At 71.8% G+C, this 17733-nt stretch carries 16 protein-coding genes and 2 pseudogenes; 10 read left to right on the top strand and 8 right to left on the bottom strand.

What is annotated here, in order from left to right; genetic code table 11:
- Positions 1-149: 149 nt before the first annotated feature.
- From JSY13_RS00885 to JSY13_RS00865, 5 genes are read right to left on the bottom strand one after another with little or no spacing between them, the layout of a single operon-like run.
- Positions 150-1928: an acetyl/propionyl/methylcrotonyl-CoA carboxylase subunit alpha gene (locus JSY13_RS00885; RefSeq protein ID WP_259607147.1), complete on the bottom strand. Its 1779-nt coding sequence runs from the start codon at positions 1926-1928 to the stop codon at positions 150-152.
- Between the two features lies 1 nt (position 1929).
- On the bottom strand, positions 1930-3654 hold the full coding sequence (locus JSY13_RS00880) for a 5-oxoprolinase subunit B/C family protein (RefSeq protein ID WP_259607146.1): 1725 nt from the start codon (positions 3652-3654) through the stop codon (positions 1930-1932).
- The gene (locus JSY13_RS00875; protein WP_259607145.1) at positions 3654-4454 is read right to left on the bottom strand and encodes a putative hydro-lyase; all 801 of its coding nucleotides are present in this window, start codon (positions 4452-4454) and stop codon (positions 3654-3656) included. The genes JSY13_RS00880 and JSY13_RS00875 overlap by 1 nt, the downstream gene beginning before the upstream one ends.
- A 1-nt stretch (position 4455) precedes the next feature.
- Positions 4456-5220: a LamB/YcsF family protein gene (locus tag JSY13_RS00870; protein WP_259607144.1), complete on the bottom strand. Its 765-nt coding sequence runs from the start codon at positions 5218-5220 to the stop codon at positions 4456-4458.
- 26 nt (positions 5221-5246) lie between these two features.
- Positions 5247-6524 carry an NRAMP family divalent metal transporter gene (locus tag JSY13_RS00865; protein ID WP_259607143.1) on the bottom strand — a complete coding sequence of 426 codons (1278 nt, stop codon included), beginning with the start codon at positions 6522-6524 and terminating at the stop codon, positions 5247-5249.
- A gap of 111 nt (positions 6525-6635) precedes the next feature.
- Between JSY13_RS00865 and JSY13_RS00860 the strand changes: the two genes are divergently transcribed.
- Positions 6636-7097, top strand: a complete 462-nt coding sequence (locus tag JSY13_RS00860; protein ID WP_259607142.1) for a CinA family protein — start codon at positions 6636-6638, stop codon at positions 7095-7097.
- Positions 7094-7732 carry a GntR family transcriptional regulator gene (locus JSY13_RS00855; protein ID WP_259607141.1) on the top strand — a complete coding sequence of 213 codons (639 nt, stop codon included), beginning with the start codon at positions 7094-7096 and terminating at the stop codon, positions 7730-7732. Before JSY13_RS00860 ends, JSY13_RS00855 begins: the two co-directional genes overlap by 4 nt.
- Positions 7733-7964: 232 nt before the next feature.
- On the opposite strand, the gene JSY13_RS00850 is transcribed toward JSY13_RS00855, so the two are convergent.
- The gene (locus tag JSY13_RS00850; protein WP_432806424.1) at positions 7965-9401 is read right to left on the bottom strand and encodes a glycoside hydrolase family 1 protein; all 1437 of its coding nucleotides are present in this window, start codon (positions 9399-9401) and stop codon (positions 7965-7967) included.
- Between the two features lie 80 nt (positions 9402-9481).
- Here JSY13_RS00850 and JSY13_RS00845 point away from each other — a divergent pair, with 80 nt between their 5' ends.
- A complete protein-coding gene (locus JSY13_RS00845) occupies positions 9482-10000 on the top strand; it encodes an adenine phosphoribosyltransferase (RefSeq protein WP_259607139.1) in 519 nt (172 codons plus the stop codon).
- A gap of 23 nt (positions 10001-10023) precedes the next feature.
- Here the strand turns inward: JSY13_RS00845 and JSY13_RS00840 are convergent, their stop codons facing one another.
- A complete protein-coding gene (locus JSY13_RS00840) occupies positions 10024-10644 on the bottom strand; it encodes a MerR family transcriptional regulator (protein WP_259607138.1) in 621 nt (206 codons plus the stop codon).
- Positions 10645-10734: 90 nt separating this feature from the next.
- Here JSY13_RS00840 and JSY13_RS00835 point away from each other — a divergent pair, with 90 nt between their 5' ends.
- On the top strand, positions 10735-11289 hold the full coding sequence (locus tag JSY13_RS00835) for a DUF2306 domain-containing protein (RefSeq protein ID WP_259607137.1): 555 nt from the start codon (positions 10735-10737) through the stop codon (positions 11287-11289).
- Here the strand turns inward: JSY13_RS00835 and JSY13_RS00830 are convergent.
- Positions 11211-11879 carry a MerR family transcriptional regulator gene (locus JSY13_RS00830; protein ID WP_259607136.1) on the bottom strand — a complete coding sequence of 223 codons (669 nt, stop codon included), beginning with the start codon at positions 11877-11879 and terminating at the stop codon, positions 11211-11213. The genes JSY13_RS00835 and JSY13_RS00830 overlap by 79 nt on opposite strands.
- A 269-nt stretch (positions 11880-12148) precedes the next feature.
- Here JSY13_RS00830 and purS point away from each other — a divergent pair, with 269 nt between their 5' ends.
- The 6 genes and pseudogenes from purS (at position 12149) to JSY13_RS00800 (ending at position 17670) form a co-directional block, all read left to right on the top strand.
- Positions 12149-12397: a phosphoribosylformylglycinamidine synthase subunit PurS gene (gene purS / locus JSY13_RS00825; protein WP_259607135.1), complete on the top strand. Its 249-nt coding sequence runs from the start codon at positions 12149-12151 to the stop codon at positions 12395-12397.
- On the top strand, positions 12394-13101 hold the full coding sequence (gene purQ, locus JSY13_RS00820) for a phosphoribosylformylglycinamidine synthase subunit PurQ (protein WP_259607133.1): 708 nt from the start codon (positions 12394-12396) through the stop codon (positions 13099-13101). The genes purS and purQ overlap by 4 nt, the downstream gene beginning before the upstream one ends.
- An 80-nt stretch (positions 13102-13181) precedes the next feature.
- Positions 13182-13301, top strand: a pseudogene (locus JSY13_RS00815) (hydroxyacid dehydrogenase); the annotation flags it as partial.
- A 108-nt stretch (positions 13302-13409) separates the two neighbouring features.
- Complete coding sequence (locus JSY13_RS00810) at positions 13410-15077, top strand: glycoside hydrolase family 13 protein (RefSeq protein WP_259607132.1); 1668 nt, start codon at positions 13410-13412, stop codon at positions 15075-15077.
- 93 nt (positions 15078-15170) lie between these two features.
- Entirely contained in the window at positions 15171-16178 is a 1008-nt protein-coding gene (locus JSY13_RS00805) for a LacI family DNA-binding transcriptional regulator (protein WP_259607131.1), read from the top strand.
- A gap of 22 nt (positions 16179-16200) precedes the next feature.
- Positions 16201-17670, top strand: a pseudogene (locus tag JSY13_RS00800) (alanine/glycine:cation symporter family protein).
- The last annotated feature ends 63 nt before the right edge of the window (positions 17671-17733 follow it).

The following is a 17733-nucleotide window of genomic DNA, read 5'->3' as shown; positions in this document are numbered from 1 at the left end:
GTCGCGCCTCCAGGACAGGACGTCTCGCCGGGACAGGAGGAGCCGCCACGGATCGTCCTGCACCCGCGAGACTTCCTGTGCCGGGGAGCAGGCGGATGCCGGGGAGAGGGCGGATGCCGGTGCGGGTGGCCGTCGGGACGGCATGGCGGTCAGACGATCCGGGCGATCACGGCATCCGGGGCGACGGTGGCGCCGACCTCGACGGCGTGCGCGAGGACACCGGAGCGGTGGGCGGTGACCGGGGTCTCCATCTTCATGGCGTCCAGCACCGCCACCGCGTCGCCCTCGGCGACCTCGGCCCCGTCCTCGACGAGCCAGCGCACCAGGGTGCCCGGGGCGGGCGCGCGCAACGCGGCCGGGTCGGATGCCGACGCCCGCCCGGCATCCGACGACGAGGCATCCGCACCTCCCGCACCGAACGCACCAAGCCCGCCCGCACCGAACGCGCCGGCAGCGGCACCCGCCGCGAACCCCCGCAGCAGGCTCACCGGCAGCCCGAGCGTCACCCGCCGGCCGTCGATCTCGACCGGGAACCGCTGCAGGCGCTGCTCGTCCTCCGGCGCCGGGCGCAGCTGCGGCTCGAGCCGCGGCAGCAGGGCGCTCTCGATCCACTGCGTGTGCACCGCGAAGCCGGTGGTCGAGAACTCGGGCTGCGCGATCGCGAGCCGGTCGAACGGGACGACCGTCGCCGGGCCGTCGATCCGCAGCTCGCGCAGCGCGCGGCGAGCGCGCACCAGGGCGGCGTCGCGCGAGTCGGCGTGCACGATCAGCTTGGCGATCATCGAGTCGAACGCCGGCTGCACGGCATCCCCCGCCTCCACGCCGCTGTCCCACCGCACCCCGGGGCCGCCGGGCACGCGCAGGTCGTCCACGCGGCCGGGGCTCGGCAGGAAGCCGCGGCCCGGATCCTCGGCGTTGATCCGGAACTCGAACGCATGCCCCCGCGGCTTGGGCGTCGCGGTGAGCGAGACCCCCTCGCCGAAGGCGATGCGGAACTGCTCCCGCACGAGGTCGACGCCGGTCACCTCCTCGGTCACCGGATGCTCGACCTGCAGCCGCGTGTTCACCTCGAGGAACGAGATCGTGCCGTCCGCGGCGAGCAGGAACTCGACCGTGCCGGCGCCGCGGTAGTGCACCTCGGCGCAGATGCGACGGGCCGCGTCGTGGAGGCGCTGGCGCTGGTCGGGCGTGAGCCCCGGCGCCGGCGCCTCCTCGATGAGCTTCTGGTTGCGGCGCTGCATCGAGCAGTCCCGGTCGCCGACGACGATCACATCGCCGTGGCCGTCGCCGAGCACCTGCACCTCGATGTGCCGTGGGCTCTCCAGGAACCGCTCCACGAAGCACTCGCCGCGCCCGAAGGCGGCGACGGCCTCGCGGGTGGCCGCGTCGAAGGCATCCGCCACCTCGGCCCGGTCGCGGACAACCTTCAGGCCGCGGCCGCCGCCGCCGTACGCGGCCTTGATCGCGATCGGGAGGCCGTGCTCCTCGGCGAACGCGACCGCCTCGGCGGGGCCTGCCAACGGACGGTCGGTGCCGGCGGCGAGCGGCGCCCCCACGCGCTCGGCGATGCGCCGCGCGGTCATCTTGTCGCCGAGGGCGTCGATGCTCTCCGGGGTGGGGCCGATCCAGACCAGCCCGGCGTCCTCGACCGCGCGGGCGAACGCGGCGCTCTCGGACAGGAACCCGTAGCCCGGATGCACCGCGTGGGCGCCGCTGCGCTGCGCGGCGTCGAGGAGCGCCGTGATGGACAGGTACGTGTCGGCGGCCGTCGTGCCGCCCAGGCCATGGGCCTCGTCGGCGAGACGCACGTGCAGGGCATCCGCGTCCTGGTCGGCGTACACCGCGACCGACGCGTACCCCGCCTCGGCGCATGCGCGGATGATGCGCACGGCGATCTCGCCCCGGTTGGCGATCAGGATCTTCGTCATGTCAGGCCTCTCCGGTGATGCGGAAGCGGATGCGGGCGCCGGGCGGCAGCTGCCCGGCCAGATCGAGGCAGCGGTCGGTGACCGCGCCGATGATCGGATACCCGCCGGTGAGCGGGTGGTCGGGGAGGAACAGCACGGGCTGCCCGTCCGGAGGCACCTGGATGGCACCGGTGACCGCCCCCTCACTGGGCAGCTCGCCGGTGATCGCCCGCTCCAGCGGCGTCTCGCCGTGCAGGCGGATGCCGACGCGATCGGAGCGCGGCGTCACCTCCCAGTCCTGCCCGGTCAGCGCGGCGAGCGCCGCTTCGGTGAACCAGCCGTCGCGCGGCCCGAGCGTGATCTCCAGTTCGACGGTGTCACCGGATGCCGGCAGGGGACGCGGCAGCGGAAGCGGATCGACCGCGTGCGGGGCCGTGCGCGGGTCACCCGTCGCGACGACGTCGCCGGCACGCAGCGGCGCGGGCCCGAGACCGGCGAGCGTGTCGGCGGAGACGCTGCCGAGGGCCGCCGGGGCGCGGATGCCGCCGCGCACGCCGATCACGTAGCGCAGCCCGCGCGACGGATGCCCGAGCAGCAGCTCGTCGCCGTCGGCGACGGCGAACGGCTCGCCCTGACGGATGCCGCGGGCGAGGCCGTCACGGTCGGTGAGGGTGAGGTCGCCGAGCGCCCCGGTCACCGCGGCGACGCCTTCGCCGTGGAAGCGCAGCAGCGCGCCGCCGACGCTCTCCAGCACGGCGGCGTCGGGGCGGTTGCCTACCGCGCGGTTCGCGTCGCGCAACGCGGTGCGGTCGGCGGCCCCGGCCGCGGAGACGCCGAGCGCCGCATGACCCGGGCGACCGAGGTCCTGCACCAGCAGCTGCAGCGAGCTCCGGACGACCTCGACCGAGCCCTCCCCGGAGGGTTCGGACGCTGAGCCCGTCGAAGCGTGCTCCGTGGAGCGGGGCTCTGACGGACGGCGCGTTTCGTCTCGCTCGCCTTCGGCGTGCTCGCTCAACGACCGGGAGGGCGCGTGCTCCGTGGAGCGGGGGCCTGACGGACGGCGCGTTTCGTCTCGCTCGCCTTCGGCGTGCTCGCTCAACGACCGGGAAGGGGCGGCGTGCTCGCTCAACGACCGGGAGGTGGGGCGGGCGGATTCGAAGCGGACGGCGGTGCCGGGGGCGAGGAGGGCGGGCGGGTCACGGTCGATGTCCCACATCCGGGCGTCCGTGCGCCCGATGAGCTGCCATCCGCCGGGACTCTCCCTCGGGTACACGCCGGTGAAGTGCCCGGCGAGCGCGACCGCCCCGGCCGGCACCCGCGTGCGCGGTGACGGCCGCCGCGGCACGTCGAACAGCGGATCGTCCCCGACGAGGTACCCGAATCCGGGCGCGAACCCGGCGAACGCCACCCGCCACTGCGCCGCGAGATGCCGGGCGATCAGCTCGTCGACGCTCACGCCGAGCAGCGCGGCGACGTCCGCGAGGTCCTCGCCGTCGTAGGTCACCGGGATGGTCACCTCCCGCGTGTGCGGCGCGTGCGCGGCATCCGTGCTCGTCGATGCCAGCTCGGCCGCGAGCTCCCGCGCGGAGACGCGCAGCGGGTCGAACCGCACGAGCACCGTGCGCGCGCCGGGGATGAGCTCCTCCACGCCCCGCACGCCCGCCCAGGCGAGGTTCAGCCGCATGGCCTCATCGAGGTCGGCGGCTTCGACGAGGAGGGCGCGGTCGGAGGCGGTGAGGATGCGCATCAGACCACGTACTCCGCATCCGGCACGTCGGTGACGAACATGTACCCCGGTGCGTGCGTGACCGCGAACGGCGGCTTCGACGCCATGATCGCCGCCTGCGGGGTGACGCCGCAGGCCCAGAAGACCGGAACCTCGCCCTCGCGCACCTCCGGCGGGTCGCCGAAGTCCGGTCGCGACAGGTCGGCGATGCCGAGGGAAGCCGGGTCGCCGATGTGCACCGGGGCGCCGTGCACGGCGGGCGTGCGGCCCGAGATCCGCACCGCATCCGCGACCCGCCCCGCCGGGATCGGCCGCATCGACACCACCATCTCCCCGCGGAGCCTTCCGGCCGGCGCGCACGGCACGGTGGTGCGGTACATCGGCACGTTGCGGGCGAGCTCCTGGTGCCGGATCGGGATGCCCGCCTCGGCGAGGCCGGCCTCGAAGGTGAAGCTGCATCCGATCAGGAACGCGACGAGGTCCGGATGCTCCGCCCAGGCGTCCCGCGCGTCCGTCTGCTCGGAGACGAGCTCGCCGTCGCGCCAGATGCGGTAGCGGCCGATATCGGTGCGGATGTCGCTGCCGGGCGCGAGCGCGGACGCGACCTGGCCCTGCTCGATGACCTCGAGCACAGGGCACGGCTTCGGGTTGCGCTGCGCGAACAGCAGGGTCTCGAACGCCCAGTCCGCGGGCACGGCGATCAGGTTCGCCTGGGTGAGCCCGGGGGCGACGCCGCTGGTCGGCTCGGCGACGCCCTGCCGGTACGCGGCGCGGGCGGCGCGGGCGGCGGCCAGCTGCTCGGGTGTGGCGCGGACGGGCACGTCAGACTCCCGCGAACGGCGCGATGGTCACGCCGGCATCCTGCAGCATCCGCTTCGTCTCCGCCGCCATCGCGACCGAGCCGGGACTGTCGCCGTGCACGCAGATCGACTGCGCCTGGACGCGCACATCGGTGCCGTCGATCGCGCGGATCACGCCCTCCTGCGCCAGTCGCACCATCCGCTCGGCGACCGCGGCCGGATCGTGCAGCACCGCGCCTTCCTGAGCGCGGGAGACGAGCTGCCCGTCCGGCTGGTAGGCGCGGTCGGCGAACGCCTCTGCGGCCACCGTCAGACCGGCCCGCTCGGCGATGTCGAGGACGACGCCGCCCGCGAGGCCGAGCAGCACCAGACCGGGGTCGACGGCGCGGATGGCGGTGACGACGTCCTTCGCCTGCCGCTCGTCCCGCGCGATCGTGTTGTACAGCGCACCATGCGGCTTGACGTACGCGACGGTGCCGCCGACCGCCGTGGCGAGGGCGGCGATCGCACCGAGCTGGTACTCGACGTGGGCCTGCAGGGTCGCCGAGTCCACATCCATCGGGGTGCGGCCGAAGTTCTCGTAGTCGCGGTAGCCCGGGTGTGCGCCGATCACCACGCCGCGGGCGACGGCGGCGGCCAGCGTGGCGCGGATGCCCTCGGGGCTGCCGGCGTGGAACCCGCACGACACGTTCGCACTGGTGACGATCTCGAGCATGCTCTCGTCGTCGCTGACGATCCGGTCGGGGACGTTCTCGCCCAGGTCCGAGTTGAGGTCGATGGATGCCATGTCACGCTCATCCGTTCGTGATGCTGTCACGCGCCGACGCCGAGGAAGGCGAAGATCTGCGTGAACGAGGCGAAGCCCATGTACCAGGTCAGGGCGGTGATCAGGGTGCCCGCGATCAGCAGCCACAGCGGGTACTTCCGCGCCCCGAGCAGGTCGCGGCGGAACCAGCCGATGTACATGAACACGGTGAGCCCGAAGGGAAGGATGAGTCCGTTGAATCCGCCGACGAACACGAGGATCGCCGCCGGCGCGGTGCCGACCGAGACGTACACGATGAGCGAGACGACGATGAAGATCACCGTCGCCCACTGCAGCGACCAGCCGCCGAGGAACCGCTTGTGGAACGTGGAGAGGAAGGTCGCCGAGGTGTACGCCGCGCCGATGACCGAGCTGATCGCGGCAGCCCAGAAGATGGCGCCGAAGATGCGGATGCCGGTCTCGCCGAGCACGGCGCCGAACGCCTGCCCGGCCGGGTTCGCGGCCTGTCCGGAGAGGTCGAGCGTGACGCCGGAGGCGACCACGCCGAGGATCGCCAGGAACAGCACGTAGCGCATGATGCCGGTGACGAAGATGCCGTTCGCGGCGGCGCGCATGACCGGTCCGGCGTGCTCCGGTCCGACGTGGCCGGAGGCGAGGTACCGGTGCGCGCCCGAGTAGGTGATGTACCCGCCGACCGTGCCGCCGACGATCGTCGTGATGGTGGCGAAGTTCAGCTCGTCCGGCACGAACGTCTGCCGGATCGCCTCGCCGACCGGCGGCTGCGCGATGAACGCCACCAGCAGGGTCATCCCGATCATGCCGATGCCGAGGATGATGAGCACGACGTCCATCACCGGCCCGGCCTTCTTGACCAGGAAGATGACGATCGCCAGGGCGGCGGTGAGCAGCCCGCCGAGCTTGGTGTCGATGCCGAGCAGCGCGTTCAGGCCGAGCCCGCCGCCGGCGATGTTGCCGATGTTGAACGCCAGCCCGCCGATGATGACGAGCACGGCGATGACGTGGCCGGAGAACGGGATGGCGCTGTTGGCGAGCTCGCCGGCGCGCTTGCCCGAGGAGGTGATCATCCGCCAGATGTTCAGCTGCACGGCGATGTCGATGATCACCGAGACGAGGATCGCGAACGCGAAGGCGGCGCCGAGGGTGGCGGTGAAGGTGGCGGTCTGGGTGATGAAGCCGGGGCCGATGGCGGAGGTCGCCATGAGGAAGATCGCACCGATCACGGCGCTGCGGCCGGCGCGCTTCTTCGCGGCGGCCAGCCGGGCCTGGTCTTCGGCGGTGACGGCAGCGGGGGTCTGCTCGGACATGAGGTGTCCCATCGTCGTTGGTGGGTGTCGGATGCACCGAGTGTAGAACATCTTCGGTCGAATTGTTCAACAATCTTCGGATGCCTGCGGCGAGCCGGTATCGTCGCGGGCATGGACGACGTGGCACAGCTGAGCGATCTCGCGCGCGCCCGCGGTCTGCGGGTGGCGGTGGCGGAGTCGCTGAGCTCGGGCAAGCTCGCCAGCGCCGTCGACGCGGGCGAAGGGGCATCCGACTGGTTCGCCGGCGGGATCGTGGCCTATTTCACCGAGGTCAAGGAGCGCGTCCTCGGGCTCGCGCCGGGGACGGACCCGTGCTCCGCGGAGTGCGCCGAGCAGCTGGCGTCCGGCGCGCGCGCGCTCTTCGACGCCGACCTCTGCGTCTCGACCACCGGCGTCGGCGGGCCGGGCCCCGAGGGCGGGCATCCGCCGGGCACCGTGTACCTCGGCTGGGCGACGAGGACGGATGCCGGGCACCGTCATCTCGCTCTCGACGGCGATCCGGCTCAGGTGCTCGACGACACGGTCGCCGCGGCCGTGCGGCTGCTCGCGTTCCACGCCCGGGGCTCGGAGTGATCCACCAGGCCGTGCTGGCCGATGTGCTGCGGCAGCGGATCATCGACGGCGACTTCGCGCCGGGGTCGCGGCTGTCGGAGTCGGCCCTGGCGGAGCAGTTCGAGGTGTCCCGGAACACGCTGCGCGAGGCGTTCCGGGTGCTGGCGGAGCAGGGCCTCGTCGAGCACGTCCCGCATCGCGGGGTGTCGGTCGCGTCGCCGACGATCGCCGACGTGGTGGACATCTACCGCGCCCGGCGCGTGATCGAGTGCACGGCGCTGCGGCAGGCGGAGCCGGAGCATCCGGCCGTGCAGCTCATGCGCGACGCCCTGGCGGATGCCGAGGCGCACCTGCCCAGCGAGGAGTGGCGGCGGGTGGGCAGCGCGAACATGGCCTTCCACGACGCGATCGTCGCGCTCGCGGACAGCCCTCGGCTGGCCCGCGCGTACCGCAACGTCGCCGCCGAGCTGCGGCTGGCGTTCCTGGAGATCGACGAGCCGCGGGCGCTGCACGAGCCGTTCGTCCGGAGGAACCGCGCTGTGCTCACGGCGCTGCTCGAACAGGGTCCGGAGGCCGCCGCCGAGGAGCTCGAACGCTACCTGATCGCCTCCGAGCGGACCGTCCTCGGCGCGTTCGCCCGGATGGGCAAGCACTGACCCGGGCACCCTCCGGTCGTTGAGCGAGCACCGCCGCAGGCGGAGCGAGACGAAACGCACTGGCACGATAGAGCGTTTCGTCTCGGTCGGCTCCGCCGTCCTCGCTCAGCGGTTCCCTCCGGTCGTTGAGCGAGCACCGCCGCAGGCGGAGCGAGACGAAACGCACCGACTCGGATGGAGCGTTTCGTCTCGGTCGCGCTTCGCGCGTCCTCGCTCAACGACCGGGAGGGGCTCAACGACTGGGGAGGGCGCGGGCGGCGATGATGCGCTGGTATTCGCGGCCGGAGTCCTTCACGATCCGCTCCTGCGTGTCGTAGTCGACCCGCACGATGCCGAACCGCTTCTGGTAGCCCCACGCCCATTCGTAGTTGTCCAGCAGCGACCAGGCGAAGTATCCGCGCACGTCCACGCCCTGCTCGATCGCGTCCAGCGTGGCGGCGAGGTGGTCACGCAGGAAGGCCGTGCGCTCGGCATCCGGAACCCGCCCGTCCTCCACCACGTCGTCGTAGGCGGCGCCGTTCTCGGTGACGTACAGCGGCACCGCACCGGCGTACTCGTCGGCGACGCGGCGCAGCAGCCGGGTCAGGCCCTCCGGCTGCACCTCCCAGCCCATGCCGGTGCGCGGCAGACCCCGCTCCACCCAGTGGATGCCCTCGTGCGACGGGAACGGCGACGCGGTCTCGCGCTGCTGCCCCTCAGCCTCGTGCGGGTTGCCCTCGGCGTCGCCCTGCGGATGCCCGGAGAGCAGCTCCCCGTGGTAGTAGTTGATGCCCAGCGCGTCGAGCGGGGTGGAGATCGCCTCGAGATCCCCGGGCTGCACGGCGTCCTGCCAGCGCAGCACGGCCTCGGAGTCGACCTTGCGCAGATCGCGCACGACGTCGTCGGGGTAGGCGCCGCGGAAGATCGGGGCGAGGAACCAGCGGTTGAACTGACCGTCGATGCGGCGGGCGGCGTCCAGGTCGGCGGGGTCCTGCGGGTCGGCAGGATCGGCGACGGTGAGGTTCAGCGTGATGCCGAGGTCGAGTTCGGGCGCCCGCTCGCGCAGCGCCTCGACCGTGCGGCCGTGTGCGAGCAGCAGGTGGTGGGCGGCGAGCAGGCCGTCGGCGACGTCGACGCGGCCCGGCGCGTGCACGCCCGCGGTGTAGGACAGGAACGACGAGCACCACGGTTCGTTCAGCGTGGTCCAGTGCTGCACGCGGTCGCCGAGCGCGTCGTGCACGGAAAGGGCGTACTCCGTGAACCGGTCGACCGTGTCGCGGCTGGTCCAGCCGCCGCGCTCCTCGAGCGCCTGCGGCATGTCCCAGTGGTACAGCGTGAGCCACGGCACGATACCGGCCTCGAGCAGGCCGTCGACGAGGCGCTGGTAGAAGTCGACACCCTTCGGGTTCACCGGGCCCCCGTCGGGTCGCACCCGCGACCACGAGGTCGAGAACCGGTACACCTGCAGGCCCAGCTCGGACATCAGCGCGATGTCCTCGCGGTAGCGGTGGTAGTGGTCGCAGGCGACGTCGCCGCTGTCGCCGTTCACGACGGCGCCGGGCACGCGGGCGAACGCATCCCAGATGGATGCGGTGCGGCCGTCTTCGAACGCCGCGCCCTCGATCTGGTAGGCGGCCGTGGCCGCACCGAACAGGAAGTCCTCGGGGAAGGATCGAGTCATGGGGGCCATGTTCTCATCCGGACCCCCGGTGCGCACCGGTCGTCTTCCTCGGTCTGCGGCGCGCCGGCGCCCTCGGGTAGCCTTGCCGGGTGCATCCCGAACTCGCCCGTGCGGAGACCCTGATCCGCTCGATCCCCGATCACCCCGAGCCGGGCATCCTGTTCCGCGACATCACGCCGCTGCTGGCGGATGCCGCGGCGCTGCGCGCCACAATCGACGCCCTGATCGCGCCGTTCGCCGGCGGGTTCGATGTCGTGGCCGGGATCGAGGCGCGCGGGTTCCTCCTCGCCGGGGCCGCCGCGATGGCGGCCGGCGTGGGCCTGGTGCCGATCCGCAAGGCCGGCAAGCTGCCGCGTCCTGCGGCATCCGTCGACTACGCCCTGGAGTACGGCACCGCGACGATCGAGATGCACGACGACCTGCCCGCCGGGTCGCGGGTGCTGCTGATCGACGACGTGCTCGCCACCGGCGGCACGCTCGCCGCGGGACGGCACCTCCTCGAGCGGCTCGGGCACACGGCCGCCGGGGTGGCGGTGCTGTTCGAGATCGACGGCCTCGGCGGCCGAGACGCGGTGGGCGAGCTGCACACGGTGTTCCACTCGGCCTGAGCCGGCCGACGCCGACGGACCCTTCACCCGTCGCCGTCGGTCGCCCGGATCGCGACCGCGGTGTGCGCCATCTGATTCATCGCCACGAGGACCCGGTTCTGCGCGGCCGCGGCGACGAGCAGGTTGCGGGCGACCTCGTCGAGTGTGCCCTCGGGGTGGATCGAGTCGATGTCGTCGACGGCGATCGGCTCCAGCATCCGCGCGTACCGCACGAGATCCTCATCGGTGTACGCGTAGCCGACCCGCGCCGACCCCTCCAGCGCCACCGCGAGGGCGCGGGCTGCGGCGCTGTCGGCCCCGCCCCAGCCGACCCGTTCGGCGACCGTGCGGATCTGCTCCGCGAATGTCGGGTCCGCGTCACCGACCGCGAGCCCGGTCGCGAGCAGCTGGCAGTTCTCCATCACCTCGAGCGGACTGACCGCCGGGTCGTCGATGAGCGCGGTAAGGGCACGGATGCGGTCGATCGAAGCGTCGAACTCGGCCCGCAGCGTCTGGATGAGCGCGACCCTGTGCAGATGCTTCCGGCCGTATACCGCCGTCGTCTGGTTGCGCAGCTCGCCGGGCGGGAGGATGCCCTCCCGCATCCAGAACTTCAGGCTCGCGATGCTCGCTCCCGTGACGCGGGACAGGTCGCTCAATCTCACGGCCGCTCCTTCGCGTGGGGCATCGGATAGCGGATCTGCTCGCCGCTATCCAGGATGCACAGGTTGGATAGCGCCCGTATCTTATCGAGCATGGACCTGCACACCGCCCTCATCGTCGTCCACGCCGTGGCCGCGTCGTTCGTCATCCTCGTCGGGCCCGTGAACATCCTTCGCCGCCGCAAGGACGCCGCGCACCGTCTGCTCGGACGCACCTTCGCGCTCATGCTCTACCTGGTGTGCGTCTCGGGGATGTTCATCTACTCGGCCGGGTTCTCGGTCTTCCACGCGTTAGCGATCTTCACCTTCATCACGACGACGCTCGGCATCCTCGCGATCCGCCGCGGCAACGTGATCGCGCACCGCGCCAACATGATCGGCTCCTGGGCGGGGACGGTGACCGCCGGCGTCTTCGCGGCGACGATCCCGGGGCGGGCCATCCCCGCCCTCGCCGTCGACGAGCCCGCCCTGTTCTGGGCGATCGTCGCCAGCATCATCGTCGCCGCGATGGCCTGGATCGCGATCGTGCTGTCGCCCGCCTCGCGCCGCCGCCTGGATCGTGCCCGCCGTCAGCGCGGCGGCGGCGCAGCGGTCGAGGGCGGGGCATCCCCGCGCTCGATCGCCGCCCGCACCGACATCGCAGCGTGAGCCAGATGGCTGATGGCCAACAGCTGCTGGGCGCGGGCGCGCACCGCGATCAGCATCCGCCGGGCGACGACATCTGCTGAGCCGTCGGGACCGAGCGCGGCAATGTGCCGGTGGGCGAGCGGCTCGAGGGCATCCGCGTACTCCATCAGCTGCTCCACGCTGTAGTCCAGCCCGACGGCCGCGGCCTGGGCGAGCGCGTAGGCCAGGCCCTGCTCGGCCGCGCTGGGATAGGCGTGCCAGTCGCGGATCCGCATCAGCTCGTGGGTCCGCTGCCGGTAGGGCTCGTACGCGGGGTTCGTCGCCACATCCTCCGGCGCTCCGATCACGAACGCCTGACACGCCCTCATCACGTCCAGCGTGGTGGACGCCGCGTCGTCGATGAGTGACGTCAGTGTGCGGATGGCCGCGATCGAGGCGTTGTAGTCCTCGCGCATGGTGCGGATCAGCAGCACGCGGTCCACGTGGCGCTGCTCGTACTCGGCGGTGGTCTGGTTGCGCAGACGACCCCCGGGGAGGATGCCCTCGCGGAGCCAGTGCTTCAGCGTCGTGATGCCGACACCGGTGGCGCGGGAGAGCTCGCTCAGCTTCACCGGATCTCCCCCCTTGGAGAGTGCAACGCTCCGCTAATCTCCAGGATGCGCGTCTCGCCCTCCGACTCTAGCCTGAATGCCTGGGGATCTCGCCGCGTCGCCACGGGCCTCGGCGATGCGGCGGCCGGGTCATCGGGGGACGACCTGGCCGTCCGGGCGGAGGGACTCCGGAGGGGGCCCACCCACCCCTCCGCCCGGACGTCGATCCGGCCGCATCCGGCCGGGCGATACACTGATACCGCCCCCTCCCGCGACTTCCGGAGCCTCGAATGCCCACCATCGTCGTCGACGTCATGCCCAAGTCCGAACTGCTCGACCCGCAGGGGAAGGCGGTCAGCGGCGCGTTCGCCCGGCTGGGCGTCGACGCTTTCAGCGATGTGCGCATCGGCAAGCGCTTCGAGCTCACCGTGAACGGCGAGGTCACCGAGGACGTGCTCGCCGAGGCGCGCCGGATCGCCGACGAGGTGCTCTCCAACTCCGTGATCGAGGACGTCGTCGGCATCGAGGTCGTGGAATGACCGTCCGGATCGGGGTCATCACCTTCCCCGGCTCGCTCGACGACGTCGACGCTCGCCGTGCGGTGCGTATCGCCGGCGCGGAGCCGGTCGCCCTCTGGCACGGCTCGCACGATCTCGAGGGCGTGGACGCGCTCGTCCTGCCCGGCGGCTTCAGCTACGGCGACTACCTGCGCTCGGGCGCGATCGCCGCGCTGTCGCCGATCATGGCCGAGGTGAAGGATGCCGCGGCGTCCGGGATGCCGGTTCTGGGCATCTGCAACGGCTTCCAGATGCTCGTCGAGGCGCACCTGCTGCCCGGCGGCCTGATCCGCAACGACCACCAGCACTTCGTCCGCCGCGACCAGCGGCTGACCGTGGAGAACAACGACACCGCCTGGACGAACGTGTTCTCCCGCGGGCAGGAGATCATCATCCCGCTGAAGAACGGCGAGGGCGGGTACATCGCCGACGAGGAGACCCTGGACCGCCTGGAGGGCGAGGGCCTGGTGGCGTTCCGTTACGCCGGCGTGAACCCGAACGGCTCGCTGCGCGACATCGCGGGACTCACGAACGAGGCCGGGAACGTCGTCGGCCTGATGCCGCATCCGGAGCACGCCACCGAGCCCGGCTTCGGCCCGGACACGCCGGCCGCGATGCGCAGCGGCGTGGACGGCCTCGGCTTCTTCCAGAGCGCGATCAACGCCGTCGCCCGCCTCGCCGCCTGACGCCTCCCGCCCGGGCATCCGCCCCCGGCGTCGACCGACGCACTCGCTGCGCCGGATCACCTCGTCCACGACCGCGGGGCCCGCACGTCGGCGGCGCCTCCACGGCGATGAACCCGCGCATCGCCCGCCTCGTGCGCCGCCAGATCGAGCGGATGCTCGCCGGCGAGCCGCCGGTGAACATCGTGCTCCCGGCCTCCTGATCCGGTCGAATCGCTCAACGGGCGGAAATCCGGCCCGAACACAGCGAATCAGGCGATTCGTACCCGGAGAGCGGTCGGACTGTAAGCGTTTGCAGTAGCCTGTTCCCCATGGCACAGCTCGAACAGCTCGAACAGTCCGCAGCCCCCGGCTCGGAGTGGTGGCGCACCGCCGTCATCTACCAGATCTACCCCCGCTCCTTCGCCGACGCCTCGGGCGACGGCATCGGCGACCTGCCCGGCATCACCGCCCGGCTGGACGCGCTGAAGGACCTCGGCGTCGACGCGATCTGGCTGAGCCCGTTCATGGTGAGCCCGCAGAAGGACGCCGGATACGACGTGGCCGACTACCGCGACGTCGACCCGCTGTTCGGCACGCTCGCCGATTTCGACGAGATGCTCGCGCAGGCGCACGCCCGCGGCATCCGTGTCATCGTCGACCTCGTGCCCAACCACTCCTCCGACCAGCATCCGTGGTTCCAGGCGGCGCTGAAGGCGGGCCCGGGCAGCAAGGAGCGCGCCCGCTACGTGTTCCGCGACGGCCGGGGGGAGAACGGCGAGCTGCCCCCGAACAACTGGGAGAGCGTGTTCGGCGGCGGCATGTGGGAGCGCGTCACCGAGGCCGACGGCACCCCCGGCCAGTGGTACCTGCACATCTTCGACGCCACCCAGCCCGACTTCGACTGGACCAACGAAGAGGTCAAGGAGGAGTTCCGCAGCATCCTGCGGTTCTGGCTCGACCGCGGCGTCGACGGCTTCCGCGTCGACGTCGCCCACGGCATGGTCAAAGAGGCGGGGCTGCCGGACTACGCCCCCGTGGCGGATGCCGACTCGATGGGCGGCGGCGAGGAGAGCGTCCCGTACTGGGGCCAGGACGGCGTGCACGACATCTGTCGCGACTGGCACGAGCTGCTCGCCGAGTACGACGGCGACCGCGCTCTGTGCGGCGAGGCCTGGCTGCCGACGCTCGCGCAGACCGCGCTGTGGGTGCGGCCGGACGAGATGCACCAGACCTTCAACTTCCCGTACCTGATGACGCCGTGGGACGCCGAGTCGCTGCGCGACGTCATCCGCGAGTCGCTGGAGGCCTTCGGCGGCGTCGGCGCCCCGAGCACGTGGGTGCTCTCCAATCACGACGTCGTCCGACACGCGTCGCGCCTCGCGCTCACCGCGGAGAACCCGCAGGGCGAGGGCATCGGCCCGAAGTCGCCGGGCAAGCCCGACCCGGTCGTGGGCCTCGCGCGCGGACGCGCCGCCACGACGCTGATGCTGGCCCTGCCCGGCTCCGCCTACCTCTATCAGGGCGAGGAGCTGGGTCTGCCCGAGGCGATCGAGATCCCGGACGAGTTCCGGCAGGACCCGACCTGGTTCCGCACCGGCGGCAAGCGATACGGCCGTGACGGATGCCGGGTGCCGATCCCGTGGCAGGCGGATGCCCCCGCCTTCGGCTTCAACGACACCGGGAAGTCCTGGCTGCCGCAGCCGGCGGAGTGGGCGCGCTTCGCGCGCGACGTCGAGGAGAAGGACGACGCGTCCACGCTGAACCTGTACAAGCGCCTCATCCAGCTGCGTCGCGAGCACGCGCTCGGGTCGGGGTCGCTGGTGTGGGAGGATGCCGGGGAGCAGGCCGTCGCCTTCCGGCGCGGCGACCTCCACGTGATCGCCAACCTCGGCGAGGAGCCGATCGAGCTCGGCGATGTGGAGTTCGTGGTGCAGAGCCGGCCGTTCGCCGGCACGGCGCTGCCGCCCGACACGGCGGCGTGGTACCGGAAGGCCTGAGGATGCGATGAGACTCGCCGTTCTGCGTGAGACAGGGTCGAGGACGCCCTGCCTCATGCGGAACGACCAGTCTCGGAAGGGAGAGGACACGACATGGTGAGCATCGACGAGGTCGCCAAGCTCGCCGGCGTGTCCACGGCGACGGTGTCGCGCGCGCTGAGCGGCCGCGGCCACGTGTCGGAGGCGTCCCGCGAGCGGGTGCGCGTGGCGGCCGAGACGCTCGGATACGTCGTGTCGTCGCGGGCGTCCAGCCTGGCATCCGGCCGCACCCGTAACATCGGCGTGATCGTGCCGTTCCTCGACCGCTGGTTCTTCAGCACCGTGCTGTCCGGGGCGTCCACCGCCCTGATGCGGGCGGGCTACGACATCACGCTGTACAACATCACCGCCGACGCCGATGTGCGTCGGGAGGTGTTCAGCACCTTCCTGCGCCGTCAGCGGGTGGATGCCGTCATCGCCGTGTCGATCGAGCTGGATGAGGGCGAGACGGAGCAGCTGCTCGATCTCGGGCTGCCCGTGATCGCGATCGGCGGCCCGAACCCGCGCCTGAACACGCTCACCGTGGACGACACCGCGGTCGCCGAGCTGGCCACCCGGCACCTGCTCGGCCTCGGCCATCGCGACATCGCCCACATCGGCGCGAATCCGGAGTTCGACCTCGACTTCCACATCCCGACCCAGCGCCGGCTCGGCTTCGAGCGGGCGCTGGCGGATGCCGGGATCACCCCGAACCCGGCCTTCCTCGAGCCGGCGGACTTCACCGTGGACGGCGGCTTCCGGGCCACCAAGCAGCTGCTCGGCCGGCCGGGTCCGCGGCCGACCGCGATCTTCGCGGCATCCGACGAGATGGCGATCGGCGCGATCCTCGCCGCCCGCGACCTCGGCTTCCGGGTGCCGCAGGACCTGTCGGTGATCGGCATCGACGGGCACGAGCTCGGCGAGTTCTTCCAGCTCTCCACCGTCGACCAGTTCCCGATGGGGCAGGGCGAGCGGGCCGCGAACGCGGTGCTCGCGCAGCTCGAGGGGACGACGGATGCCGCGGCAGCGGCCGCCGAGCTGCCGTTCGAGCTGATCGTGCGAGGGTCGACCGCGCGCGTCTGAACCGGTCCGTCATACTGGGGCGATGGACCTGATCAACCAGTTCGTGCTCGACGCCGGCGACAAGCTGTGGACCTGGATCGTCTTCCCGATCCTCGCCGTGCTCGGGGTGTACTTCACGCTGCGCTCAGGAGTCGTGCAGTTCCGGCTGATCCCGGAGATGTTCCGCACACTCACCGACCGCACGCCGACGGATGCCGACGGCCGCCCGCAGTCGGTGTCGGCCTTCCAGGCGTTCACGATCTCGGCGGCATCCCGCGTCGGCGTCGGCAACATCGCCGGCGTCAGCACCGCGATCGCGATCGGCGGCCCGGGCGCGGTGTTCTGGATGTGAACGATGGCGTTCATCGGCGGCGCCTCGAGTTTCATCGAGTCGACCCTCGGCCAGGCGTTCAAGGTGCGCGACCGGGACGGCTTCCGCGGCGGCCCGGCCTATTACATGCAGCACGGCCTGAAGGCGCGATGGATGGGCATCCTGTTCGCGGTCGTGCTCATCCTGTGCTTCCCGTTCTCGTTCAACTCCCTGCAGGCCAATACGATCAGCGCCACCGTCTCCGGCAGCTTCGGCGGCGAGGTCGGCTGGATCCCGTGGGCGGTCGGGGCGGGGCTGGCGGTGCTTACCGCGCTCGTCATCTTCGGCGGCCTGCGCCGGATCGCGTCGGTGTCGCAGGCGGTGGTGCCGCTGATGGCGCTGCTCTACCTGATCCTCGGCCTCATCGTCGTCGGCCTGAACGTCGAGCGGCTGCCCGAGGTGTTCGTCTCCATCTACACTCAGGCGTTCGGCTTCAACGAGGTCGTCGGCGCCACGCTCGGCACCATCATCATGGTCGGCGCGAAGCGCGGCATGTTCTCCAACGAGGCCGGCCTCGGCTCGGCGCCGAACGCCGGCGCGACGGCCGCCGTCACCCACCCGGTCAAGCAGGGGCTGGTGCAGACCCTCGGCGTGTACTTCGACACCTTCCTGGTCTGCTCCATCACCGCGTTCATCGTGCTCGTGGCGACACCCGACCTGGCCGGTGCGGAGCGGGGCATCGTGCTCACCCAGAACGCCCTGGTCGGGTCGCTGGGCACCTGGTCGAACGTTGCCCTCAGCGTGATCATCTTCCTGCTGGCGTTCAGCTCGATCATCGGCAACTACTACTACGGCGAGTCGAACATCGAGTTCATCAACGCCAAGCCGGCCGTGCTCACCGCGTACCGGGCGCTCGTCGTGGTCGTCGTGTTCCTGGGTTCGATCGCCTCGGCCGACCTGATCTGGAACACCGCCGACGGCATCATGGGCGTGATGGCGATCATCAACCTCGTCGCGATCGCGCTGCTGTCCGGGGTGGCGTTCAAGCTGCTGCGCGACTACACCGAGCAGCGCCGCGCGGGCCTGGACCCGGTGTTCACCCGGGCCCGGATGCCCGAGGTCACCGGCATCCAGTGCTGGGAGGACGAGCTCTCGGTGACCGGCCCGGTGCCGATGGCGGGGCGCGGCGCCGCGCGGCGCTGAGCGCGCTCACGCCCCCCGGCATCCGCCTCCCCCCGGACGTCCGTGAGGATTCCGTCAGGAGAT

Source organism: Microbacterium neungamense (genome assembly GCF_024971095.1).
Taxonomy (GTDB): domain Bacteria; phylum Actinomycetota; class Actinomycetes; order Actinomycetales; family Microbacteriaceae; genus Microbacterium; species Microbacterium neungamense.
This window is presented reverse-complemented; position numbering and strand designations above follow the sequence as displayed.